Source organism: Nocardia citri (assembly GCF_054065835.1).
Genome location: NZ_JBSUQM010000003.1, coordinates 384,717 through 406,823 on the forward strand (window position 1 = coordinate 384,717; position 22,107 = coordinate 406,823).

The 22,107-nt window shown below is 65.0% G+C and carries 23 protein-coding genes; 13 read left to right on the top strand and 10 right to left on the bottom strand.

The annotated features are described in order from the left end of the window. Nucleotides 1-95: 95 nt before the first annotated feature. From ACW2Q0_RS07675 to ACW2Q0_RS07715, 9 genes are all read left to right on the top strand, one after another. Complete coding sequence (locus ACW2Q0_RS07675; protein WP_457187612.1) at nt 96-1,532, top strand: aldehyde dehydrogenase family protein; 1,437 nt, start codon at nt 96-98, stop codon at nt 1,530-1,532. Nucleotides 1,533-2,219: 687 nt separating this feature from the next. Further along, nucleotides 2,220-4,418, top strand: coding sequence for a CoA transferase (locus ACW2Q0_RS07680; protein ID WP_457187614.1), 2,199 nt, complete (start codon nt 2,220-2,222; stop codon nt 4,416-4,418). Between the two features lie 27 nt (nt 4,419-4,445). Next, entirely contained in the window at nt 4,446-5,618 is a 1,173-nt protein-coding gene (locus ACW2Q0_RS07685) for an acyl-CoA dehydrogenase family protein (RefSeq protein ID WP_457187616.1), read from the top strand. 30 nt (nt 5,619-5,648) lie between these two features. Then, on the top strand, nt 5,649-6,206 hold the full coding sequence (locus ACW2Q0_RS07690; RefSeq protein WP_457187618.1) for a nuclear transport factor 2 family protein: 558 nt from the start codon (nt 5,649-5,651) through the stop codon (nt 6,204-6,206). 4 nt (nt 6,207-6,210) lie between these two features. Further along, the gene (locus tag ACW2Q0_RS07695; protein WP_457187620.1) at nt 6,211-6,579 is read left to right on the top strand and encodes a hypothetical protein; all 369 of its coding nucleotides are present in this window, start codon (nt 6,211-6,213) and stop codon (nt 6,577-6,579) included. Nucleotides 6,580-6,739: 160 nt separating this feature from the next. Next, a complete protein-coding gene (locus tag ACW2Q0_RS07700) occupies nt 6,740-7,543 on the top strand; it encodes an enoyl-CoA hydratase/isomerase family protein (RefSeq protein WP_457187622.1) in 804 nt (267 codons plus the stop codon). Nucleotides 7,544-7,949: 406 nt separating this feature from the next. Further along, nucleotides 7,950-9,161 carry a cytochrome P450 gene (locus ACW2Q0_RS07705; protein WP_457187624.1) on the top strand — a complete coding sequence of 404 codons (1,212 nt, stop codon included), beginning with the start codon at nt 7,950-7,952 and terminating at the stop codon, nt 9,159-9,161. A gap of 732 nt (nt 9,162-9,893) precedes the next feature. Continuing rightward, complete coding sequence (locus ACW2Q0_RS07710) at nt 9,894-10,172, top strand: tetratricopeptide repeat protein (RefSeq protein ID WP_457187626.1); 279 nt, start codon at nt 9,894-9,896, stop codon at nt 10,170-10,172. Between the two features lie 11 nt (nt 10,173-10,183). After that, nucleotides 10,184-10,330 carry a hypothetical protein gene (locus ACW2Q0_RS07715; protein WP_457187628.1) on the top strand — a complete coding sequence of 49 codons (147 nt, stop codon included), beginning with the start codon at nt 10,184-10,186 and terminating at the stop codon, nt 10,328-10,330. Here ACW2Q0_RS07715 and ACW2Q0_RS07720 read toward each other — a convergent pair. The 6 genes from ACW2Q0_RS07720 to ACW2Q0_RS07745 form a co-directional block, all read right to left on the bottom strand. Further along, nucleotides 10,316-10,942 (bottom strand): TetR/AcrR family transcriptional regulator, encoded by a 627-nt coding sequence (locus ACW2Q0_RS07720; protein ID WP_457187630.1) that lies wholly within the window; start codon nt 10,940-10,942, stop codon nt 10,316-10,318. The genes ACW2Q0_RS07715 and ACW2Q0_RS07720 overlap by 15 nt on opposite strands. Before the next feature lie 9 nt (nt 10,943-10,951). Further along, complete coding sequence (locus tag ACW2Q0_RS07725) at nt 10,952-12,286, bottom strand: pyridoxal-phosphate dependent enzyme (protein ID WP_457187632.1); 1,335 nt, start codon at nt 12,284-12,286, stop codon at nt 10,952-10,954. Continuing rightward, entirely contained in the window at nt 12,286-13,821 is a 1,536-nt protein-coding gene (locus ACW2Q0_RS07730) for a decarboxylase (protein ID WP_457187634.1), read from the bottom strand. The genes ACW2Q0_RS07725 and ACW2Q0_RS07730 overlap by 1 nt, the downstream gene beginning before the upstream one ends. Continuing rightward, complete coding sequence (locus tag ACW2Q0_RS07735) at nt 13,818-15,110, bottom strand: heavy-metal-associated domain-containing protein (protein ID WP_457187636.1); 1,293 nt, start codon at nt 15,108-15,110, stop codon at nt 13,818-13,820. Before ACW2Q0_RS07735 ends, ACW2Q0_RS07730 begins: the two co-directional genes overlap by 4 nt. Further along, nucleotides 15,107-16,315, bottom strand: a complete 1,209-nt coding sequence (locus tag ACW2Q0_RS07740) for an aminotransferase class V-fold PLP-dependent enzyme (RefSeq protein ID WP_457187638.1) — start codon at nt 16,313-16,315, stop codon at nt 15,107-15,109. The genes ACW2Q0_RS07735 and ACW2Q0_RS07740 overlap by 4 nt, the downstream gene beginning before the upstream one ends. 228 nt (nt 16,316-16,543) lie before the next feature. Beyond that, a complete protein-coding gene (locus tag ACW2Q0_RS07745) occupies nt 16,544-16,978 on the bottom strand; it encodes a CBS domain-containing protein (protein ID WP_457187640.1) in 435 nt (144 codons plus the stop codon). A 240-nt stretch (nt 16,979-17,218) separates the two neighbouring features. Here ACW2Q0_RS07745 and ACW2Q0_RS07750 point away from each other — a divergent pair, with 240 nt between their 5' ends. Further along, the gene (locus tag ACW2Q0_RS07750; protein ID WP_457187642.1) at nt 17,219-17,437 is read left to right on the top strand and encodes a hypothetical protein; all 219 of its coding nucleotides are present in this window, start codon (nt 17,219-17,221) and stop codon (nt 17,435-17,437) included. 329 nt (nt 17,438-17,766) lie between these two features. Here the strand turns inward: ACW2Q0_RS07750 and ACW2Q0_RS07755 are convergent, their stop codons facing one another. The 3 genes from ACW2Q0_RS07755 to ACW2Q0_RS07765 form a co-directional block, all read right to left on the bottom strand. Then, complete coding sequence (locus ACW2Q0_RS07755; protein ID WP_457187644.1) at nt 17,767-17,964, bottom strand: hypothetical protein; 198 nt, start codon at nt 17,962-17,964, stop codon at nt 17,767-17,769. A gap of 191 nt (nt 17,965-18,155) precedes the next feature. Continuing rightward, nucleotides 18,156-18,392, bottom strand: a complete 237-nt coding sequence (locus tag ACW2Q0_RS07760) for a hypothetical protein (RefSeq protein ID WP_457187646.1) — start codon at nt 18,390-18,392, stop codon at nt 18,156-18,158. A gap of 202 nt (nt 18,393-18,594) precedes the next feature. After that, nucleotides 18,595-18,915, bottom strand: coding sequence for an SAM-dependent methyltransferase (locus tag ACW2Q0_RS07765; protein WP_457187751.1), 321 nt, complete (start codon nt 18,913-18,915; stop codon nt 18,595-18,597). A gap of 441 nt (nt 18,916-19,356) precedes the next feature. Here ACW2Q0_RS07765 and ACW2Q0_RS07770 point away from each other — a divergent pair, with 441 nt between their 5' ends. Beyond that, nucleotides 19,357-19,581: a DUF397 domain-containing protein gene (locus ACW2Q0_RS07770; protein ID WP_457187648.1), complete on the top strand. Its 225-nt coding sequence runs from the start codon at nt 19,357-19,359 to the stop codon at nt 19,579-19,581. Nucleotides 19,582-19,669: 88 nt separating this feature from the next. Beyond that, the gene (locus ACW2Q0_RS07775) at nt 19,670-20,557 is read left to right on the top strand and encodes a helix-turn-helix domain-containing protein (RefSeq protein WP_457187650.1); all 888 of its coding nucleotides are present in this window, start codon (nt 19,670-19,672) and stop codon (nt 20,555-20,557) included. On the opposite strand, the gene ACW2Q0_RS07780 is transcribed toward ACW2Q0_RS07775, so the two are convergent. After that, nucleotides 20,478-21,077, bottom strand: a complete 600-nt coding sequence (locus ACW2Q0_RS07780; RefSeq protein ID WP_457187652.1) for a carbohydrate kinase family protein — start codon at nt 21,075-21,077, stop codon at nt 20,478-20,480. The genes ACW2Q0_RS07775 and ACW2Q0_RS07780 overlap by 80 nt on opposite strands. Nucleotides 21,078-21,112: 35 nt before the next feature. Here ACW2Q0_RS07780 and ACW2Q0_RS07785 point away from each other — a divergent pair, with 35 nt between their 5' ends. Beyond that, complete coding sequence (locus tag ACW2Q0_RS07785) at nt 21,113-22,057, top strand: TetR/AcrR family transcriptional regulator (protein WP_457187654.1); 945 nt, start codon at nt 21,113-21,115, stop codon at nt 22,055-22,057. Nucleotides 22,058-22,107 lie beyond the last annotated feature (50 nt).

Consider the following 22,107-nt stretch of genomic DNA (forward strand, 5'->3'; position numbering starts at 1 on the left):
CGAATGTTCGATGATGTTTACGATATATCGCGGTTGCGCTTGTCCTTCCAGGTCGGCCGCAACACATCAGGCAGAGCGGAAGTGTGGTGGAAGAGATGAATGCGATCGAGATGGGCCTGGTTACCCCAACGGCATTCGAAGCGAATGGTGTCATCGAGGTGCGTAACCCCGCTCGCACCGATGAGGTCGTCGGCACACTGCCGCGTATCCGGCCGGAGCACATCGACACGATCGTGACCGCGGCGCACGAGGTGCAGCGGGGATGGGCGGCCGTTCCCGTGCGGGAGCGCTTCGAGCTGGTGGCGCGCGCCCTACAGAATGTGGATGTCGAAGGTCTGGATGTGCTCCTGACGAGGGAGCAGGGAAAGGTGCTGTCGGAGTCCACGCGTGAGCTGAAGTACCTCTCGTTCCCGGTCGCCTTTCTCGAGCAGCATCTCGACTGGCTGGACAACGGCGAGGACCTCGGACGGGCCGGTGCGAATCGCACGCTCGTCTTCCGCGATCCGGTCGGCGTCGTCGGCATCATCTCGCCGTGGAACGTCCCGGTCTCGATGGCCGTCGTCTCTGTGACGCCCGCTCTGGTGGCCGGCAACAGCGCCGTGGTTCACGTTCCGGTGACCGCGCCGCTGGCCGCGCTCTCGGTCTTCGGCAAGCTCGCGGCCAGCCTTCCGCCGGGTGTGCTCTCGCTCATCACGTCCGATGAGACGAAGGTCGCTCAGGCATTGGTGGAGCACCCGCTGGTTCGGCATGTGCACTTCACCGGTAGCACAGGCGTCGGCAAGATCGTCGCCTCGGAGGGCGCTCCGAAGCTGACGGGGCTCACGCTGGAACTGGGGGGCAACGACGCGGCGATCATGCTCGATGACGCCTTCGAGGACGAGTCCGTCTTCGAGCGCATCGTCGCCGGCGCCTTCGCCATGGGAGGCCAGGCGTGTATCGCGATCAAGCGTCTGTATGTTCCCGAAGGCCGGGTGGACGAGGTGCTGGGGAGGCTCGGGAGCATCCTGTCGTCCTGGGGTGTGGGAGACGGCCTCGATCCGAAGGTTCAGCTGGGGCCGATGCATACCGCCGCGGGTCGCGCGCGGATCGAACGCCTGCTTGCCGCTTCGCGGAGCGAGGGCGCCGAGGTGCACACCTTCGGGACGTTGAGGTCGGATCCTGCCGAGGGGCATTTCGTGCAGCCCGCGCTCGTGACCGGCCTGTCCGAGGCGGCCCCGCTGGTCAGGGAGGAACAGTTCGGACCCGTCCTGCCCATCCTCGGTTACTCCGGGGTCGATGAGGCGGTGGCCCGAGCCAACAACAGCGAACTGGGACTCGGAGCCTCGGTGTGGTCCAAGGACATCGACCGCGCGGTGTCCCTCGCGCGGCGGATCGAGGCCGGGATGAGCTGGATCAACGCTCACGGCGGCGCGGCCATCGACGGCCGGGCGCCGTGGGGCGGGGTGAAGGACAGCGGCATGGGCCGAGGTGGCGCCAATCGTGCCGGGCTCGAGGCGTTCACGCACGCCCACTCGATCACGCTGCCGATCTAACTCCATACGAGAGAAGGACCGCGGCTCGGCCTCTCGAGTCGCGGTCGGCGCCTTCTCGGTCGAGCGCCGAGGGCATCGGCTTCGGATGAATCATGGGTCCGAACCGCACGAAGGCGTCGATCGGGTCACTGCCCGGCACGTGCCCGATTCCGCGGTGATGTGCGATCCGGGCGTTTCGTGCTGATTTTACGACTTACCGGCGATAATCACGAAATAACGGATACTGTGCGTCCGGGACCTCCGTGGGCTCCCGCGATACAGCCTCCATGGGCGCTTGTCGGCCGCGTGGCCCGCCGCCTTCACTGACACCGATTACCGGGCGCGGGTCAGAGCCTGATCGACCGGGCTTCGCCGTGAGGTTCCCGCCGGATCTGCGAGTATTCGCCGATAGGGCCGAAAACCTTTTGAAACCACGACAAGTCGTGTAATTTAACGGTATATCGTTATGTGGGGTGTCTGGGAGCTTGGATGGCTGGACGAGTACACGCGGCGCGGCGAGTGGGTCACTGCTCACGCCCTCGGGTGGGGATCACTGTTGGCGTGCCGACGCACAGGCATCGATGGCGTTCACCGAGGCGTCCGGCCTGGCGCATGCCCTGTCGCACGGTCGTTCCGGGGCCGCAGCCGCGGGGGCCCGCTTCGTCGTCCGGCAGTCCGGTCCTGTCTGTGCGGAGTGAGGAGGCGGTTTTGCGGAAGTTGGCTGGTGTGGGCGCGCTCGAGGTGGTCAACCTCGGCTACGGAATGTCCGCCGCGCTGGTGGGTAAGCACTTCGCCGAGCTGGGCGCCACGGTGCATCGGATCGGCGATCCGGCGGACGACCCGTTCGAGAATGTCTACCCGGCCTACCGACACTGGCGATCACTCGAACAGCAGGCCCAGCCCGAGCATCTTCAGGACCTGCTGTCGGGCGCCGATCTGTGCATCGTCGGCGGTGAAGACTTCCCGGGCTTGGCGCACGAGTGGGTGGCCGCGGAACTCGCGGCGCGGCACCCGAGACTGGTGGTGCTGCATCTGACCGGTTACATCGAGGGTTCCGCGGTGTCGGGCCCCGCGGTCGACCTGCTGGTCCAGGCATCTACCGGGATGAGCTGGGAACATTATACCGAGCGGCCCATCGCTTTCGGGGTGCCGCTTCCGACCTACGGCCAGGTGCTGATGGGCATTCTCGGCGTGTGGGCCGCGTTGGTCGAGCGCCAGAACAGCGGTCAGGGCCAGGTCGTGACCGCGACGCTGCAACAAGGCGCCGGTATGTTCATGGCGCCGTTCTGGATGGCAGCCACCGAAGCGGATGCCGAGTTCGACAAGATCGCCCCCAAGGACGCCAACCACCTTGTCTTCGAATGCGCCGATGGAACCTACGTCCAGATGGTTCTCGGCGTCCCGCAGGCGATCGTGAAGCTGTATCGGGCACTGGGCATCGACCTCGAGGCGGACCCGGCGGACAGGGGATTGCCGAAAGCCGGTGCGGGACCGGGCAAATACTTCGGCGACATGGAGTTGTACGCGCCGTACGTCAAGAAGCTCACCCGGGAGCAGGTGATCGCGAATTGTGTGCGAGAGGGTATCCCCGTCGCCCCCGTCCTCCAGCCCGGCGAGATCTGGTCCCATGAGCAGGCTCAGGTCAGCGACATGCTCGTCGAACACGACGGATACCGGACGGCGGGCGTTCCCCTCATGGTCGGCCACGCTCACCCGGGGACGACCGGAGCCCGGCCCGCGATCGACCCGACCGGGCCCCCGTTGGCCGGGCTGCGGATCCTCGACGCCGGTGCGTTCTTCGCCGGTCCGTACGTCTCCAAACTGCTGTCGGATCTCGGGGCGACGGCGGTCAAGATCGAGGCACTCGGCGGGGAGCCGCTGCGGGCGCTTCCGCGGACGTTCCTGATCCTCTGCGCTGGAAAACGCACGATCGCCCTGGATGCCAAGAGTGCGCTGGGACGCGACGTCGTGGGCAGGCTCGTGCGGGGATTCGACGCGGTCAACTACAACTTCCGGCCCGGTGTCGCGGAGCGGATGGGACTGGACCCGGCGACGTTGCGTCGGTCCAATCCTGATGTGATCACCCTCAATACCACCGGCTTCGGCCCGACCGGGCCGATGGCCCTGGACCCGGCCTTCGACATGGTCGTCCAGGCGCTCACCGGTTTGGAAGTGCGCGGGGGCGGCGCAGGGAACGTGCCACAGTGGTACCGGCTTCCCTACATCGACTTCGTCAGCGGGGCTTTCGGGGCGATGGCCGTTCTGATGGCCTATTACGAGCGACGGGAGACCGGACTGTCACTCGATCTCTGGACGAGCCTGCTCGACGCCGCGTTGTTCATGGTTTCCGACCTCGTGTGCACACCGGACGGCACATTCCTGGCATCACCCACGCTGGACCGCGAACAGCTGGGTTTCCATGCGGCAGAACGCATCTACCGGGTAAGCGATGGTTGGGTGGCGGTGTCGGCACGCGGTGAGGAGGCGGCACAGCGCCTCGCGGAGGTTGTCGGCCTGCACAGCGAACTCGGTCCTCGCGCGCAGTGGGGCGAGTCGGCAGTGGGCAAAATCGCGAGCAAGGTGTCCGGGCTGACAACCGCGAACCTCGTCGAGGCGCTGGCCGCACGCGGCGTCTGGGCCGCGGAGTGCCGGCACGACGGGCTGGCTCTGTTGGACACCGACAGCGCCACACGCAAGGCAGGACTTCTGGTCGACCGGGACGACACGACATACGGCACGGTCTCCAGCGTCACCGGCCCGCTCGTGACCTTCTCGCGATCACAGCCCGCCCTACATGGTCTCGAGGGAGCGCACCGGATCGGTGCGCACACCAGAGAGATCCTCACCGAACTCGGCTATTCCGACGACGAAATCGACCAGGCGTACCGGTCGAGAGCCGTGCGCTAGCAGCCACCATCGAGGAGAGCACAACTGATGTCCACGGAGCACGACGAGGTGCGGCAGTATGAGCTGCTTTACCACCAGCCTTTCAGCGACGAGGAGCTGGCCTACGGTGAAACGATCCGTGCCTTTCTCCGACGTGAGGTCGAGCCCGGATACGACGAGATCGGCACCGACTCGGCGGCACGGCACGATTTGTGGAAGCGCGCGGGGGCGGCCGGGATTCTGGGCGTGTCGGTCCCGGAGCGGTTCGGCGGCGCAGGCGGTGGCCCGCTGCTGAGCGTGATCCTGTCCTACGAGTTGGCTCGATCGGTCGCCTACGCAACGCTGGGAAGTTCGCTTACCACAGACCTGGCGACGGGGCTGTTGGTGGCTGGCGGTTCCGATGAGCTGATCGCACGGTGGGCGCCGGGGATTATGTCGGGCGAGGTCATTCAGAGCACCGGGATTTCCGAGGCCGAGGCCGGTAGCGACGTGGTCGCGATCAGGACCACCGCGGTGCGCGACGGCGCCGACTACGTCATCAACGGCGGCAAGATCTTCATCACCAACGGCGACATCGCCGATATCTGCTATGTCGTGGCGAAGACCGACAAGGAGGCCAGAGGCCGCGGTCTGAGCCTGTTCCTGATGGATCTTCGTTCAGACGGAGTCACCAGGCGAAAGCTCGCGACGATGGGCTTTCCCGGCGGCAACACCGCGGAGCTGAACTTCGACCACGTCCGGATCCCGGCGGGCAACCTGCTCGGCGCGGAGGGCGGTGCGATGCGCCAGCTGGTGGCAACGCTTGCCGAGGACCGCATCCAAGTCGGTGCCCGCGCGCTCGGCCAAGCCGAACTCGCGTTCGGCCTCACCCTGGACTACGTCCGCCAGCGCCATGCCTTCGGGAAAGCCATCGTCGACTTCCAGAACACCCAGTTCCAGCTCGCGTCCATGAAGACCGAGATCTCGGTGGGCCGGGCGTTCCTGTACGAGCAGGTGCGCAAAGCTCGCTCCGGCATCGCCACCGCGTCCGAGAGCGCGATGTGCAAGCTCTTCCTGTCCGAGGCTTCCAGCCGGGTGATCGACGGCTGCCTGCAACTGTTCGGCGGCATGGGCTTCATGGACGAGACGCCGATCTCGCGCATCTACGCGGCCAACCGCGTGCTGCGTATCTATGCCGGTACGTCGGAGATTCTGCGACGGTCCATCGCGAAAGACCTTTAACAGGTGCCAGAGATGTCACAAGGAGGAACGATGACCGAGGAACTGACGCCCGAGGAGGTCGGCCGTCTGCGCGAGCTTCTGGACAAGCAGGCGATCCGCGATGTGCTCGCTGTGGCCTCGCGCGGCGTCGACAGGGTCGCGCCGGAGGTTCTGCGCGCGGCGTACCACGAGGAATCCATCGACTACCACGGCGCTTTTGTCGGCTCGGGCCCGGAGTTCGCGGCGCTTCCCGGACGGAACTCGCCGGACAATCTGATGGCTCACCACGCACTCGGCCAGAGCCTGATCCAGATCGAGGGCACGACGGCCTTCGCGGAAACGTACTTCCTGATGAACTTCGAGCGGTTCGCCCGTAAGCGCGCGGAAGTGCGAATCGGCACGATGATCGGTCGCTACATCGATCGCCTGGACAAGGTCGACGGCGAATGGCGGATCAGCGTTCGCAAGGTGGTCATCGACAGTTCCCGCGAGTCGAGCAAGGCCGACGAGTCGCCCGGCGCCTCGGCTTTCCCGACCGGCCAGCGCTGGCCCGACGACGAGGTGTTCCGTATCTCCGAACTCGGGCTCCCGGAACCGACGGCGAGGTGAACTGATGGATCTCGACCCCTCCGACGAGGATCTCGCCTTCGCAGTGCGGCTGGGGGCCTGGCTCGAGGAGAACGCAGACCCGGACTGGCTGGACAGGTGCACGGGTTATGACGACTACGTCGCCGAGCAGAACCGCTGGGAGCGATTGCTGACGAGCAGTGGCTGGGCGTGCCGCGAAACTTGCGGCGAGCAGGCTGCTCGCGTTCGCCGGGATGCGGGCGACGAGGCGCTCGTGGAATTCGCGATCGGGATGTGGGCGAACGCCCTGACGACCCGGCGCTGCCAGCGTGGGTACACGCCACCGCAGGTCTGGGACCGGAACGGCTTGCACGCGCTCTCGGAGCATTCACGTTTCACAGTGGCATCGCGATGACGGCCAAGCTGTGGGTCCACCGCTGGCACCGTCGTGCGGTGCGCGTCGCGAGTTTCCAGGGCGACGCGTCCGCGCACCTCGCACAGGTCGGCGATGTTCTGACGGATGGGATCCGGTTGACGGTGCCGATCTCCCGTCCGCTATCGAAGAAAGGAAGCTGATGGCCGACATCGAACCAGCAGTTGTCGTCGAAGACGACGGGCACGTCCGAACCCTCACCATAAACCGCCCCGACCGACGGAATGCGTTGAGTGACGAGGTTCTCGACGGCCTGACCAGCAGCCTCGAGGAGGCCGAGGGCGAGGCCGATGTCCGGGTCGTGATCCTCACCGGCGCGGGACCTGCGTTCTGTGCCGGCGGTGACATCAGCGGCCACAAGCGCCGCGCGGACGAAGGGCGCTCGATCACGGGAATTCGTAGCTATTACGTTACTCGCGGTGCGCGGGTGGCCGAGCGGATCCTCGCGTTCCAGAAGCCGATCGTAGCGGCCGTGAACGGAGCCGCTGCCGGCGCGGGAGTTCAGCTGTCGCTGATGTGCGATCTGCGGGTCGCCAGCGAGAACGCGTTCCTGGTCACGCCGTTTGCGGACCGTGGCATGTCACCCGACTGGTTCTCCACCCAGTTGCTTCCGCAGTACGTCGGTTTGGGACGTGCGATGGACCTGCTCCTGACCGGTCGCCGACTGGAGGCTCGGGAAGCGTTGGAATGGGGCCTGTTCACAAAAGTGTCTCCGGCCGAGGCGTTCATGGACGACGTACGGGCGCTGGCCCGGTTGCTGGCGGCGAAGCCACCGGTCTCGCTGTCGGTCACCAAGCGCATGCTGCGCAGTTGGTCGAACGCGAACCAAACCGTCGCTGCCGAGTTCGAGGCCCTCGCGCTGGCTTTCTGCCAGATGACCGACGACCACGCTGAGGCCGTCCGTGCATTCATGGACAAGCGCGAGGGCGATTACTCGGGTCGATGAGGTGCCGGAGAGAGTTGAGAACTTTGACTCCTCGCAGGACCTGACATCGCCGCTCTGAGGAGACCGTGGAGAAATGTGAAATCTTGTGACGCTGGCCTCGAGGCCGAGCAACGAATATCGGCGGGGCCAGTGAAAGGTGGCGACTTGACCGACCCGTGTGGAGCACCCGTTTCGGGTACTTCAGGTTGGCTCCGTGCACCATACGGCGGCAGATGGAGTGTCTGCGCTCGCGGCGCGGGACGGCGTCCGGGTGACCCGCAAGCAGTGGGTTCCGCTCGCCCGCCAGCTCGACGAAATGATGTAACTGTTCAGTCTGGAACGTACTGACGACTTCCGTAAGCCGGCCGCGCGTTTGTGGAGAACGCAGGCCGATTCTCGACCCGCTATTAGATTGGTCTGTATCGCTATGAACAAATGCCCGTTCAATCTCAAAGAAATCAACTCCACCTTCGACGCGGCAGATTCCTATGCGAAAGCGCGCGCGCACTACGGCCCGGTATTCGAGGCCGGCGATCTCGGCGAATACGTGGCGGTCATCGGCTATGACGAAGTGCGGCAGGCGGCGAGCGACGACGCAGGGCTGTGCTCCGCTCAGGGCGCGACCATCCCCGCCCTCGGCGTGAATCGCGCACTCCCCACCGAAAGCGATGATCCCGAGCACCGCGACTACCGGCGGCTATTGCAGCCCGAGTTTCAGCCTGGCCGAGTCAAGCAGTGGTCGGAGCGCATCGCGGAGATTGCCGATGAAGCGATCGACGAGTTCATCGAGACAGGCAAGGGTGACCTGCGCGAAGTCGCCGAGCGGATTCCTACCGTGCTCATCGCCGAGATACTCGGCGCGCCTGGCCGCTCGGCCGACATGGTGCGGCTGACCAACGAACTCAATTTCGCCGCCGCGGGCGCGACGGAGGAGGCTTATAACGTTCGCCTGCGTTTCAGTGCCTTCATCGAAGACCTCGTCTCCGCCGCGGAAGCGGATCCGGACTACCCGGGCACGCTCGGCTTCATTGTGCGCGCGGAGCTCGGAGGCAGGAGACTGACTCATCAGGAGGCGCTCTCGCTGGTGACCACCCTCGTGATTGCGGGGCAGGAGACCACGGTCAACGGGATCGCCAGCCTACTGTGGCTGGTAGGCACGCACCCCGAGGTCAGGAGGCGTCTGCTCGAAGACCATTCGCTGATTCCGCAGACAGTGAAGGAGGCCCTTCGTCTCGAGTCACCGGTCACGATGATGGGCCGCACTGCGACGCGTCCCATGAAGGTGGGCGGAGTGACCGTCGCGCCGGGGACGAAGGTCGGCCTCTTCTTCGGAGCAGCCAACCTTGACGCGACACAATTCGACAATCCCAATGTCTTCGACATCGACCGGAATGGACAGCCGCACCTCAGCTTTGGACACGGCATTCACCGGTGCCTGGGCGAGCACCTGGCCCGCCTCGAGATGTGCATCGCGCTCGAGCGGGTGCTCGACCGCATTCCTGACTACGAGGTCGACGGCGAAGTTGCGGTGGGAGCAAGTTTCCCGATGAATCGTGGCCTGCTCGCACTGCCCGTCAAGTTCGCACCTCGCTCGAAGCTGGGCAGCGGGGGAGCGGCACCGACGGGACTCGAGCAGTAGGCGGCCCCGATGATCGCGACTGAATTTCTGGGACCGCGGTCCCACTATCGGCGGCGGCGGTGGGGTGCGAAGGCCAGCAGGTAGGTTCGGTGTCGAAGTGAGTGGAGGGGTGGCACCGCTGTTGAACTGTCCCCGATTGTTGGACTGGCGAAGTAAAAGCCTACGGCCTCGCGAACAAAGTCGTGCGCGCGGGATCGAGGAGTTCTCCCTGGACGCGGCGATGACGTGGGTCGACGATGCCTGCGGTTTCTTCGCCAAGGAACGCGCCGGGACTCTGTCCCAGACCGACGTCCACCTGTTTCGGGTCGCTCAGATGCTCGAGGAGTATGCCATTCACAGTGCGGTGCTGCCCGCTCCTATGTCCTGCCTGGCGGGGTGTTGCCCCGCCCGCCCCGCAATGGCTGAACGCAGGTTCGAGGGTTTACACCGGCCCTCGCCGGCTCGAACGTTGCCCTGCCGGAGCAGATGCAGGACATACCAACATGGCTTACAGCGCCGCGGCGGCCGCCGACGGCTACCTCGAATCGCTGGGAACGACACGGGTGGTCGACAATCGGGATTTGTGGGCGGCCTGGCTGCCGAGTTTCATCTCCGCCATGGGACCGGACCATCGCGTCACCCTGCTGGTTCGTAACCATCTCGCGAACTGCCGTGACCGCGGCGGCGAATTCGCCACCGCCGTTACGGAATTGGAAGAGCTGGCCCGCGATCAGACGCGCGTTCTCGGCGCGGGTGACTCTCGATACCGTTACCGCCCGCTACGACATCGCCGATTGGCGCGGTCGTATGGGCCAGCTCGAGCGGACGATCGCGGACTTCGAACGACTCGTCATCGATCACATCCGCATCCTCGGTTCCGACCACCCGTGGACGCTGCGCGCGCGGAACAGCCTGGCCTACTGGTGCAGTGAACGTGGTAGTGCGGTGGCCGAAATGCTGGCGCGATTCGGGGTGTTCGGGCCGGTGCAGCTGTCGAGCGATGGCGTCGCGCTGCGCCGGTCGGTGGGCTGAAGCAGCGTGCGGTGCTGGCGCATCTGATGATCAATGCCAATCATCCGGTCTCGGTAGACGCGCTGGCGCAGGCGGTGTGGGAGGAGAGTCCACCCTCGGATGTGCGGGTGAGCTTGCCCGCTGTCGCCTGGAATGCGGGCGAATCAGCAGTGGTATAGCGAGCGGTAGGCGGCGAGCGTGGCCACGCAGTGGTCGATGACCTGCTCGCGGGTGGCGCGCAGCGATCCGTTCAACCAGGCCGAGAACATGCCCGCATTACCGCTGGCCATGGTGAGCGCGGCCAGTCGGCGCCGCACCGGATCATCGATATGGACGAACAAGTGGTCCTGCAGGACCTTGGTGAAGATTGGCATGACCGCGATGGTCGTCTGGCCGAGGCCGGTGCTCGAATACGGTTCGACCAGGAACAGGCGGGACTTGCGTGGATCGGCGAGCACCTTGTCGACCAGGATCTCCGATAGCACGCGGTCGCGGGCGGGATCGGCGGCGGCGAAGGCCGTCATCGGTTCCAGGAATTCATCCGCGACCTGCCGGTAGAGCACATCCAGCAGTTCGTCGCGGCTGGCGAAGCTCTCGTAGAAGTACCGGTCCGTCAGATTGGCGCCCCGACATACCGCGCGCATGGTGACACCGCTCGCGCCCGATTCCCCGATCAGGTCTAGTGCTGCCTCGAGCAGTGCGGCGCGGCGCGCCTCCCGACGCTCGGTAAGCGTCGTACCGCCCCAGATCCGCGGACCGGCAGCGTCAGGTGATTCCTGGCCTTTCTGCACCCGCCCACACTAATGCCTGGGGGTTCGGCCGCCGCGCTCGAGCGTGAATCCGGCATCGCGCCAGCCGAGGATGCCCCCGTCGAGACTGCTGGCGTCGAAACCGTCCTGGCGGGCGATCGCGGCGAAGCGCCGGGATAGTTCGCCGACCGGACAGACGAACACCAGCGGGCGCGATCGCGAGAACGGGACGCCGTGACTGAACATATCGTCGAGCTGGTCGTCGCGGATATTGATCGCTCCGGGCACGTGACCGATGCGATACGCCATCGCGCCGCGCGTGTCAACGATGGTGGGCCGGGCGGTGCGCTCCAGCTCGGCCAATTCGTGCGGGGACATCGCTGGGGTCGCGGCGAGCTCGCCTGGAGTGGGCGCGCGGCGGCGATCGGCCCGGTCGAACAGCTCCGGCCTGCGCTTCTTGATATAGGACAAGTACGGCTCGAGTCGATCGCAGACGATGAAGACCGCGACCACCGGCTCGGTCGATGAAGCGGCCTGCTCGCCGAGGGTATCCAGTGCTGCGGCATAGCTCGCGCCGCTGGTGGGACCGGCGAGTATGCCATACCTGGTGGCCAATGCGAGGGTGGCCTCCACCGCGCGGGTGGAATCGATGGTGACGATACGGTCGTAGAAATCGGGTTGGAACAGCCCCACATCCCACATCTCGCTCTCCGAGCGAATACCCGGTATGAAATCGGACCGATCGGAGACCACCGCGACGCAGCGCAATTCGGAATTATGTTTGCGCAGGTAGGTGGCGGTGCCGCGGGTGGAACCGGTGGTGCCGAGCCCACCGATCAGGTAGTCGACGCGGGTGATGCCGTCGGCGGCCAGATCCTCGTGGATCTCGCGGCCCGTGCCGTGGTGATGTGCCTCGATATTCTTCTCGTTGGTGTACTGCGAGGCGTGATAGTAGGCGCCCGGCTCTTTGCCCATAGTCGCTTCGATCACCGAATACACATCGTTCGGTGTGGTCGGGTCCGGACATTCGGACAGCCCGGGCAGCTCCACGATCTCGGTGCCGAAGAGCTGCAGCAGCTCCCGGACCTCGGCGACCTTGATCCGATTGGTCACCGCCCGCAGGCCGATGCCATGCACGGCGCCGAGAATGCGCAGTGCCTTGGCGGTATTGCCGCTGGACGCCTCGATGAGCGTCTGCCCGGCTGCGCGGATCCCGTCCAGATCGTCGCGGATCATGCCCCACGCCACCCGGTCCTTGACCGATCCGAAGGGATTGTGCGACTCCAGTTTCGCGTACAGCTCGACATTGGCCAGGCCGTGCACCGCGGGATCCAGTCGCAGCAGCGGCGTATTGCCGATCAGCTCGGTGATGTTGTGGTAGCGCATTACGGCGCCCCGGAGGGCCGGCGCGGCCGCGGTGGTCGGCGTAGGCCGCGCGCAGGTGTGCGGCGTGGTGGCGGCACACCGACGGGTATGAGCGGTTCGTAATCGGTATCGCGGTAGACCTGGAAACTGTCCGCGCGGTGCACGACAGCGAGTTTCGCGGGCAGTGCGTGCATCGACGCCGAAGCTGCGGACAGATCCATGTGATAGGCGCCGGTATTCGGGAACACCACCAGATCACCCGGGCGCGGACATTCGGGTAACCACACCTTGTGATTGGTGATCAGATCGCGCTCCAGGCATAGTCGTCCGGCGAAATACACACCGACCGGCCCGGATTCGACCATCGGAGGCAATGTCGGCGCGGTGCCCGGCTTCTGCGCGATACTCGGCAGGATCACCGGATCGACCATGACCTCCTGATCCGCCGGGGTCACCTGATCCCGGCTCAGATCTAGATTCACCAGCATCGTGCCATCGGCGAGCTCCTTCACGAACTCCACCCGCGACACCGTCACCCCCGCATGATCGACCAGCGCCTTACCCGGCTCCAACCAGATGTCGAGCATATTGTCTCCGGTGACTTGCGCCACGGTCCGGCCACCGTGGCGCTCCAGCGGCGCGCCGAGCAGATCGTCCAGCATCCGCGTCGCGGGCACGGTATTCGCGTACTTGTGAAAGACCGGAATCCCGTGCACCGCACCGTCATCGATGTGATAACCGAAGGTGTTGTTCGACCAGCTCATTGATTCGCCGCGGCCGAGCAGCGCTTCCCGCAGTGCCCGCACGTACCCGTCGAAGCGGTCTGCGTCGGCGGTGAATACCTGCCGGAAGCCGCCGCCGATATTCAGCACCGACGGGCCGAGTCCGCGGTCGTAGGCGCGCTCGACCAGATCGAGGCAGGCGTCGACGGCTCGGACGCGTTCTGCGGCATCACCGGAGTCGATGTGAAAGGCGAAGCCCAGGAACGTGATTCGTCGGCGATTGGCTGATAGCAGATCCAGCGCCCGGTCCACATGGGCCAGCGGTACACCGAACCGGCTCACGGCCGTCTCGTCGAATCCGGAAACCCGCAGTAGCACCGGAACTCGTGCGTGATCACCGGCCAATTCGGTGATCCGCCGCAGCTCCCACAGATTGTCAACATTGATGGTGACGCCGCAATCGATCAGATCACGCAGGAACGCTTCACCTTTCGGTCCGGTCACCTCGATGCGCATCGGGCTGAATCCGGACACGATCGCATTGGCCAACTCCTGCGGCGAGGCGACATCGATGGCGATACCGGCATGTTCGGCGGTGCGTACCAAGGCACGGGACTGATTCACCTTGTGCGCGTAGTAGATTCGGTAGCGCGTACCCTTGCTGTCGAGTACGGCGCGCATCCGCTTCAGGTTTTCCGCGTAGACCTGCGGAAACACCAGGTGGTTCGGGGATCCGAAGCGAATCACCGTCTCCTCGACGGCATCGCGGGCATCGAGAAAGGCGCGCACCAGCGGATGGATTTTCGCGGGTAGCGCCGGTAGCGGCGCCGTCATACGGCGGTTTCCGTGGGCTGGGACCGGGTGGGCGCCACCGTCGTTCGCGCCGGTTTCTCGGTCACCGGGTTGTAGCCGCCGTCGCGGATGGACTCGAAGGCGCGGGCTCGATTGCGCGGACTGCGGAATTCGGCGACCACCCGTTTGCTGGGCAGATCGATCTCGAGCACCTTGATGCCCATCGTCTCCAGCACTCCGGTTATCGTGCGGACACAGTGCTGACAGCTCATATCGGGCACATAGAAGATCCGATCCTCGGCGCTGGCAGGCGCGTCCGCGGTCAGTTCGTCCAGCTCGGCGCTGACCTCGGTGATCCGGACTCGCTCGGCGAGCTGTTCGAAGATCTCGACGAACTTGTCGACGACCACTGGCAACAGCGTGTAATGCCCACCGCCGAGATGGTGTGGCATGGCGGCCAGACATGCGGGCCGGGTATTGGCTGGCACCAGCGCGTACTGGCGGGAGATGAGATCGAGATCGTCGTGGTACTTGGCAATCGCCGCCTCGATGCTCAGCCCCTCGACGCGGGTCGCGCGCCGCATCACCGTGTGCGCCTGCTCGATGGTCGCATCCTTCATCGCGCGCAGCGTAGCCGCCGTATCGGCGGTGTAGCGCACCGTGCCGTCGGGCTGGGTGGCCAGCGTCACCGGGATCATGCCGCGCCGGTATGTGGAGGCCTGTAACTCCCAGTACCAGCGGGTGGCGACCGCGGAGAAGATCCCGGAATCGTGGATGCCCCTGGCGAATTCGGCCGCACTGCGATAATGCGTCTGCCGCGCCAGCAGTGCGTGCTGGGCGAGTGCGCGCCCGGTGGCCTCGATGCCGACGCGGAAGATTTCGATCGGATCGTGATCGGTGGTAGTGCCGTCGAGCACCGCGTGCTCGCGCGGACCGAGGCGGTAGACCCGTTGTGTCAGCGCGGAATTCGAGGCAAGGGCATGCCACAGCGCCAGTACGGTTTCGCGCATGGCGATGGGGACCAGTGGGCCGAGGCCGTCGGCGCGGAAGTGTCCGGTATTGGGAACACCGTCGCTATCGGTCCAGGCGATGCGGTGCGTCGCGCTGGTGACCTGTGCGGGCTGGCACGGTCGCATGAACTGCTGCAGGTACAGCCGCTGCGAATAGGTGAGGTGACTGCCGGGCTCGGGACGCAGTGCGGCACAGGTGTATTCGATATGTCGACTCGACGGGACCGCGATGGGAGTGGCGAACAATCCGGGTTGGGCCAAGCCCGCCAGTACCCGGGACGCCGCGCGCCGGTCATAGCGCGGGGTGTCGTCCATTCTCATGTGACCTCCTCGGCAATCGTCTTGACGCAAGTCGCGAACCGGTCGATCTCGTCGACGGTGTTGTAGATGTGCGTGCTGACCCGTACCGAGTCCATGGCATCGTCGCCACGCCGGGGTGAGCAGTGTAAGCCGGTACGGACCAGAAAACCCAACTCGCTCAATACGAATCCGAGATCGGTCGCGGAAATACCGGCGAGGGTGAAGGACACGATGCCGTAGCCGATGGCGCAGGGCGCGTGCGCCGGACCGGGGAGGAATTCCAGCCCGGGTACTGGACGGAGATTGTCGATGAGCCGCAGCGTCAATGCGCGATTGTGGGCGGCGATCACACCGAGATCCATCGATTCCAGTACCTCCAGCGCGCTGCCGAGGGCCAGGATTCCCGGAATGTTCTGAGTGCCGCCCTCGAGCAGTTCCGGCATGCCGGACGAAGTCAATCCGGCGTCGGTGAGGTCGACGCCGGTATTCCCACCGGGCAGGAACGGCAGCAGTCGATCGTGAACTCTGCGATGGCAGTAGAGGATTCCGGTACCGGGCGCGCCGAACATCTTGTGCGCTGCGAAGACCGCGAAGTCCGCGCCGAGTTCGGTCACGTCCAGCGGCATGTGCCCACCGCTCTGACTGCAGTCGAAGCACAGCAGAATCCGCGGATCGAGTTTCCCTCGCAACTCCTCGAGCGTGGTGAGCCCGCCGAAGACGTGGTGCAGATGGCTGGTGGTGATCAGCCGGGTGCGTGGGCCGACCTTGGCCAGAATATCGGCGGTATCGGCTTCGCCGAGCTCGGTCATCCGGTAGGCGACCAGATCGATGCGCCGGCCGAACCGGGCCAGCACCTGTTGCAGATAGTGCCACGGATGCACATTCGAGGCGTGATCGCGTGGGTTGTAGAGGATTTCGTCGCCGTCATCGAGTTCGGCCAACCCCCACGACAGTGCGACGGCATTGAGTGCCGCGGTCGCGCCGCCGGTGAAGACCACCTCGGCCGATGATTCGGCGCCGATGAAGCTGGCCGTGCGATCACGGATCCGGGCCAGGCGGGCGGTCAGATCGGTGGCCCACGGGTACGTGCCGCGACCCGCATTCGCGGTTCGCGAGGTGTGGTAGTGGTGGATGGTCTCGATGACCGGCCGCGGCTTCTGCGTGGTGGCCGCGCTGTCCAGATAGACTTCCGTGGATTCGCCCAGCGCCGGAAAAAGTCCACGCACGGCGGCGAGGGGTGATGATGCCGGCGTCCGTGCGGCGGACTGGGTGGTCGCTGGTCGAGCTGAGTGCGTGCCGGACACAGGTGAGGGCAACGTACCGCTCCATTCCGAGAACGCGCTGGACGCCACCAACGATACGCACTTTTCCGAGCGACTTCGAAGGTTCTCTCGGCCAACGTCTTTCGACAAGTCGTAGGTACCTGGGGCTCGGTCGCGGTTATCCGTGGTCGTTCAGTACTGCCCCTGTACGTACTCGACGAGATGCTGGCGTTCGGTGGCCAGTTCGGAGATCGCGCTCTTGACCACATCGCCGATACTGACGATGCCGATCAGGCGGCCGTCATGGACTACGGGTAGATGTCGGATGCGGTGCTCGGTCATGGTGCCGCGCAGCCCGTCCACCCGGTCATCGGGGTGGCAGGTGCGCACATCGACGGTCATGATCTCCGCGACAGGTGTATCCAGCAGCGCGGCGCCGCGCGCATGCAGACTGCGCACCACGTCGCGCTCGGAGACGATGCCGAAGATCCGGTTGCCGTCCGGCGATACCACCACCGCCCCGATATTGTGCTCGGCGAGCGTGCCGAGCAGGGTCCGTACCGTGGTCTCGGGTACGACGGTCGCTACGTCGCTACCCTTCCTGTGCAAGATCTCCGCTATTCGCATGATCCACCATCCCGACGTTGTGGCACTACCAGGATGACGCCTTTGTGATCTCGTGACCAGCACAAATCCGCATCAGGCTGCGTTTTACAGCCGTCGGGCCACGCTACGGTCCACACCGCGGGCGAGCCGGGCGATGGCGGCCCGCGAGATGCCTGCCGAGGCGGCCAGATCGATCGAACTCAGCCACGTCAGTCGGCGCAGCCGGTAGTCGGGTGTACATCCTCATGATAGGCGCGCAGGATGACCGCGGGCCCATTGCGCCGCCGCCCTGACTTCGCCGAACTGTTCCTCGCCGGGAACCATTCGCTAGTCGAACATTTCGGCGGCCAGCGCGAGGCAGCTGCGGGTCAGCTCGGTGACACCGCCGCGCGACTGCTCGCCGGGCAGCGTGCGGCACGGCGCCATACAGGTCGCGAAGTATCCGATCATGCGCGAGGCGACGCGGTCGGTATCGAGTAGGGGAATCGATGCAGGCTGGCCGCCGATCTCTAGGACGGTTCCGTCGGCTCGACGGATAGATCCAGCGCGGAGAAGGTCATCAGCGTCGGGCCAATGCCACCTCGGATGTGATAGATCTGCGTCCGAATCGTTGCATCACTATGCGAAAAGGTTATGAAACCAGCGAAAGGCTACGCGAGATCTATTGCGCTGCCGCGACGTTGTGCCTTGTCCACCTGCGAGCCGTGTGTCGTGGTGGGAACCTCCAGCGCGGTGTGAGTTGTGGCAATCGGTGACCAGCCGTCTTGACGTTGGCCTCGGTGTCGGCGTTTGTATGTGGTTCGCCCGTTCTAGGCCGCGCCTGGCTGATTCCGCAGATCTGAATCGAATACTACTGCGCCGCTGCGAATTTCACTTTCGATCGCGATGGCGGCGTAGTGCTGACCGCTGGCGCGTAGTTCGGCGATGCGCCGCTGTAGTGCCTCGGTGCCATATGCCGCGGCGATATCGGCGATCCCGAGTCGACGGGCAGCGTGTGGTGGATTCATGCGAACGCCCCTGTGGCTCTGGCGCCGAGAGATCCCGGTGGCGACAGCGGCACGGGCTCCCGGTTGCGAAACTCCCTTGTCGCGCATGAGTTTAGAGCGACGTGCCGTGCAGATGCAAGTACATTTGCACGAACATGGCTGCGGGTGAAGCGATTTGGAAGCTATTTCGATAGAGCGGTTGGCGTGGATCGCTATTCGTCGTCCAGTCCAGCTGAGAGGTAAGCCGCGGCGGCGAGCCACTGGCGGCACTGCGGGCCGTGTACTTCATGCAGGCGCAGGGTCTCGCGGGCCTGTCGATAGGTGAGACCGCGCGGTTCGACTCCGCAATCGAGTGGCGCGTACTCCGGCGCCGAACATTGCCGCAGGGTGTCGATCCCGGATCCGTCGGCGATCGTGGCCCCGCGCGGAGTTCGGAATGGCGTACTCATCTCGACCGCCCCTCGCGTCTGCCGGATGGGGAGGCGACGATGGTGACGCTGGTGCGAAATCGCTGCGTACCTCCCCGATTCTGGTTCCGAGTTTAGGCTCTCGGCACTTGCAGATGCAAGTACATTTGCACGAACGACCAACAGGAATAGAACGGCGGCCGTCGACCGGGAGGCCGATGACCGCCGTTGCGCCGCTTGCGCTTCAGGGCTTGCGTGCGACCGCGCCGTCGGCGATCTGGCCGACCTCGGCGACCTCGGCGGCATCGGTGCGCCACTGGGTTATCGAGACGAATCCAAGCTCTACCGCTTCCAAACCGTCGAATACGGGACGGATTTCGGCCTGCGGCGGGGGTATACAGCCGGTGTGGGTGTAGTTCTCACACAGCGTCACGCACTGCTTGCCGTCGTCGGTACCGTCCCAGATGACCAGGAAGCTGCCCGACGGCACCGTGGCGAGCGCCGTGCGCACGATGCGTAGCAGCTGGTCATAGGACTTGGCGGGCCCGAGCGCGCCTATGAACATCACCGCGATCGGCTTTCGAAATTCAGTACGTTCTCGGCGCACATGAGGAACTGGCGCGACTATGCGGCCATGGTGGTGATGTCGGGGTCCACCTCGACACCTCGGCGAGCTGATAAACAGCGAATCGGACTGCGCAAGCGGGTGTCGCGATTGACTCGCTCCGCCGATGTGCGCTGTGACAGTACAAGATTCGCATCTGCTCGACCGAGGGCGTAGTAGTCGATCACGCATTTCGGGCACGGCACGTGGTGCGCCGCGGCGCTCGCGTAACCCGTTGAACAGACGTCGCGAAGGGGACCGGCAGGTCTGAATTCTTTTGTGTCGCATAGCGGAGCGTCATGCTATCTTGCAGATGTAGGTGCAAATGCAAGAACGTTTGAGCGCACATCTGTAAGGCCGCTCGAGCGTACATCGCACACTGGAAGCCGAGGAGTTGGGAAGATGTTCGACACCGGTACACCCGAGATCAAAGGCGCGTGGCGCAAGAGTTCGTTCAGCGGTCCGTCCGGCGGCAACTGCGTCGAGGTCGCCGAGGCTTCGGATGGTTCGATCGCCGTTCGCAATTCACGCGACCCAGAGGGGGGCATGCTGTTCTACACGCGACCGGAGATCGATGCGTTCGTGCGCGGCGCGAAGGCCGGGGAGTTCGACGACCTGACCAGCTGAGCGGTAATATAGGCGATCGGCGCGGTGTGTTCTGGAACGCGGTTCTTGTGACACACTGTGGTCAAACCCGAGTATCGGAGATGACTTCATGATCGCAGAACCCGATGACGACGGTCGTGTGCAATCGGTTGTAGTGGAACGTGGTCCAACCGTATTGCGGATCGCGCTGGGCGGGCAATTGCGTGATCTCCGGGTGAAGAACGGTATCACCCGTGAGGCCGCAGGTGAGGCCATCCGCGGTTCACACGCCAAGATCAGTCGTCTCGAATTGGGGCGCACCGGTTTCAAGGAACGCGATATCCGCGACCTGCTGACCCTATACGGCGTCGCCGACGCCGAGGAGCGGGAACGTTTCCTGGATCTGGCCCGGCAGGCGAATGAGCCGGGCTGGTGGCATCGCTACAGCGACCTGCTGCCATCCTGGTTCGGCACCTACCTCGGCTTGGAGCAGGCCGCGACCAAGATCCGCACCTACGAGGCGCACCTGGTGCCCGGTCTGCTGCAGACGCCCGAATACGCCAGGGCCGTAATGTCACTCGGGTACGAGGACGCCGATATGGACCGCCGCGTGCAGGTCCGCATCCGTCGGCAGGAGGTATTGCACCGCGCCGATCCGCCGGTCGTCTGGGCGATCATCGATGAGGCAGCGCTGCATCGGCCGGTAGGTGGCTCGCGGGTGCACCGGGAGCAGATGGAACACCTCATCGAGCTGGCGGAACTGCCGAATGTCACAGTGCAGGTCCTGCCGTACTCTGCGGGTGAGCATGCGGCTGCGGGTAGTTCGTTCAGCATCTTGCGTTTCGCCGAGGCCGAGCTGCCCGATATCGTCTACCTCGAACATCTGACCAGTGCCCTGTACCTGGATCGCAAGCAGGATCTGGCGCTGTATCTGTCGGTCATGGACCGTCTGAGTGTGCAGGCCGAGGCGCCCGGCGAGTCGCTGAAGATCCTCGCCGACTACGCCAAGAAAGCCTGAGCGGCTCAGTACCCCGATCGACCCGGCTCGCTCGCGTCGATAGTGCTTGTCTCGGCCGCGAACGTGTCCGTGACGGCGAGATCGAAATCCCGTGGTCACTGCCGAGTCCGCGAGCGACCAGCGCGGCGACCGCACTGCCGAGTATCGCGGCGGCCCGCAGATTCCGGCCGAGCGCGATCGCCCGAATGAAACCAGCGGCGAACGCGTCGCCGCAGTCGGTGGTGTCGACGACTTCGATGGCGAACGCGGAATGTGCTGATGGTCGACGTCGGGGCCGACGAGTAGCGACGGAGGTACTGACGCCATTGTCCTTGGCGTGCTGTAGAACTCGCGCGGCGTTGGTCGCGCCGATCAGCTCCGGGCCGCCGAGGTGCAGATGGTCGACGGCGGCGAGCGCGGCCCAATCGATATCGTCGAGGGCGTCGAACGGGTTGGCACTCAACAGATGCCGGCTGCGACGCTCGCCACTGAGGCGGATCGGCAGAACCGACGACGAGGTGGGCTGATCTTCCTCGCGCACCGCCGGTTCTGTATCGATGCCGGCCTCTGCGTCGTGTGCCGATTCAGGCGCGCAGCCGGGATCGGTTGGCGCGGGTGCTCGAGGTGGCCGATAGGCCGATCGCCGCGGAGGGCGTCGAGGCGCTGACCATGATCAGAGTGGCTGGGAAGGCACGGATTTCGGTCGGCTCCCTATATCAGTACCTGACGGATCGCGAGGCCGTCATCGAAACCCTCGCCGCGGCCTATATCGAGCAGTTGGAGGCCAAGGCGGCCCTGCTGCTCGAGTTCGCGCGCCAGGGACGTTGCGGCGATCCGATCGGTGCGCTGGTGGACGCATTCGCCCAGGTGTATCGGGAAGACCCCGGCTTGCGCGCGCTGTGGTTCGGCAAGGATTTCAACGCGGCCGCATGGGCCGCCGATCGCGAGCACAAACGTCGGATGGCGGTGACGCTACGGGATGTGATACTCGCCCAGGGCGCTGCGGCCGATGTCGAACGACTCGATATCGCCTGCCGCGCTGCCTATCTCATGGGCGATGCCGTCCTACAGGAGGCATTCCGGTCCGATCCCGACGGCGACCCGAAGCTGTTGCGAGGCCAAGATTGCACTGCGGGCCTATATGGCACAATGCGTACCGGCGACCGAGGCATGAAGCAATTCGGTTGCGCTGCTAGATCATTGGGTGCGCGGCTGGTTCTTGCCGGTCACTGCTTGATGAAGCTGGAGGCGATGCGCCAGAAGGTGGCCGGCTGCAGGGCCTCGAGATCCCAGTCGTCGGCCAACGCATGGGCGGTGGTGACGATCCGGTCGATATCGAAATCGTGTCGAGTGGCCGCACCGGTCGACTCGACGGCATCAATGACGAAAGCGACAGCGGTTTCTCGCGAGTATGCGGAACTGTGCTGTCCGCTTCGGGTCGACGGTGTGCTCATAGTTTTTATACCGTTCGCTGGCTGGTCGACCAGTGCGGCTTCGGCGATTCCGAGCCGGCCGCCGTGAATTGGTTGGTCCATTCGAACGCCCCTGACTTCTGGCGACAGCAAACCCCT

Excerpts from the sequence above, each read along its gene's own strand:
- ACW2Q0_RS07675 (WP_457187612.1), top strand. The coding sequence starts at position 96 with ATGAATGCGATCGAGATGGGCCTGGTTACCCCAACGGCATTCGAAGCG.
- ACW2Q0_RS07750 (WP_457187642.1), top strand. The coding sequence starts at position 17,219 with ATGACCGCGGGCCCATTGCGCCGCCGCCCTGACTTCGCCGAACTGTTC.
- ACW2Q0_RS07775 (WP_457187650.1), top strand. The coding sequence starts at position 19,670 with ATGATCGCAGAACCCGATGACGACGGTCGTGTGCAATCGGTTGTAGTG.
- ACW2Q0_RS07690 (WP_457187618.1), top strand. The coding sequence starts at position 5,649 with ATGACCGAGGAACTGACGCCCGAGGAGGTCGGCCGTCTGCGCGAGCTT.
- ACW2Q0_RS07730 (WP_457187634.1), bottom strand. The coding sequence starts at position 13,821 with ATGACGGCGCCGCTACCGGCGCTACCCGCGAAAATCCATCCGCTGGTG.
- ACW2Q0_RS07735 (WP_457187636.1), bottom strand. The coding sequence starts at position 15,110 with ATGAGAATGGACGACACCCCGCGCTATGACCGGCGCGCGGCGTCCCGG.
- ACW2Q0_RS07745 (WP_457187640.1), bottom strand. The coding sequence starts at position 16,978 with ATGCGAATAGCGGAGATCTTGCACAGGAAGGGTAGCGACGTAGCGACC.
- ACW2Q0_RS07705 (WP_457187624.1), top strand. The coding sequence starts at position 7,950 with ATGAACAAATGCCCGTTCAATCTCAAAGAAATCAACTCCACCTTCGAC.
- ACW2Q0_RS07755 (WP_457187644.1), bottom strand. The coding sequence starts at position 17,964 with ATGAATCCACCACACGCTGCCCGTCGACTCGGGATCGCCGATATCGCC.
- ACW2Q0_RS07700 (WP_457187622.1), top strand. The coding sequence starts at position 6,740 with ATGGCCGACATCGAACCAGCAGTTGTCGTCGAAGACGACGGGCACGTC.
- ACW2Q0_RS07685 (WP_457187616.1), top strand. The coding sequence starts at position 4,446 with ATGTCCACGGAGCACGACGAGGTGCGGCAGTATGAGCTGCTTTACCAC.
- ACW2Q0_RS07695 (WP_457187620.1), top strand. The coding sequence starts at position 6,211 with ATGGATCTCGACCCCTCCGACGAGGATCTCGCCTTCGCAGTGCGGCTG.
- ACW2Q0_RS07765 (WP_457187751.1), bottom strand. The coding sequence starts at position 18,915 with ATGTTCATAGGCGCGCTCGGGCCCGCCAAGTCCTATGACCAGCTGCTA.
- ACW2Q0_RS07770 (WP_457187648.1), top strand. The coding sequence starts at position 19,357 with ATGTTCGACACCGGTACACCCGAGATCAAAGGCGCGTGGCGCAAGAGT.
- ACW2Q0_RS07760 (WP_457187646.1), bottom strand. The coding sequence starts at position 18,392 with ATGAGTACGCCATTCCGAACTCCGCGCGGGGCCACGATCGCCGACGGA.
- ACW2Q0_RS07725 (WP_457187632.1), bottom strand. The coding sequence starts at position 12,286 with ATGCGCTACCACAACATCACCGAGCTGATCGGCAATACGCCGCTGCTG.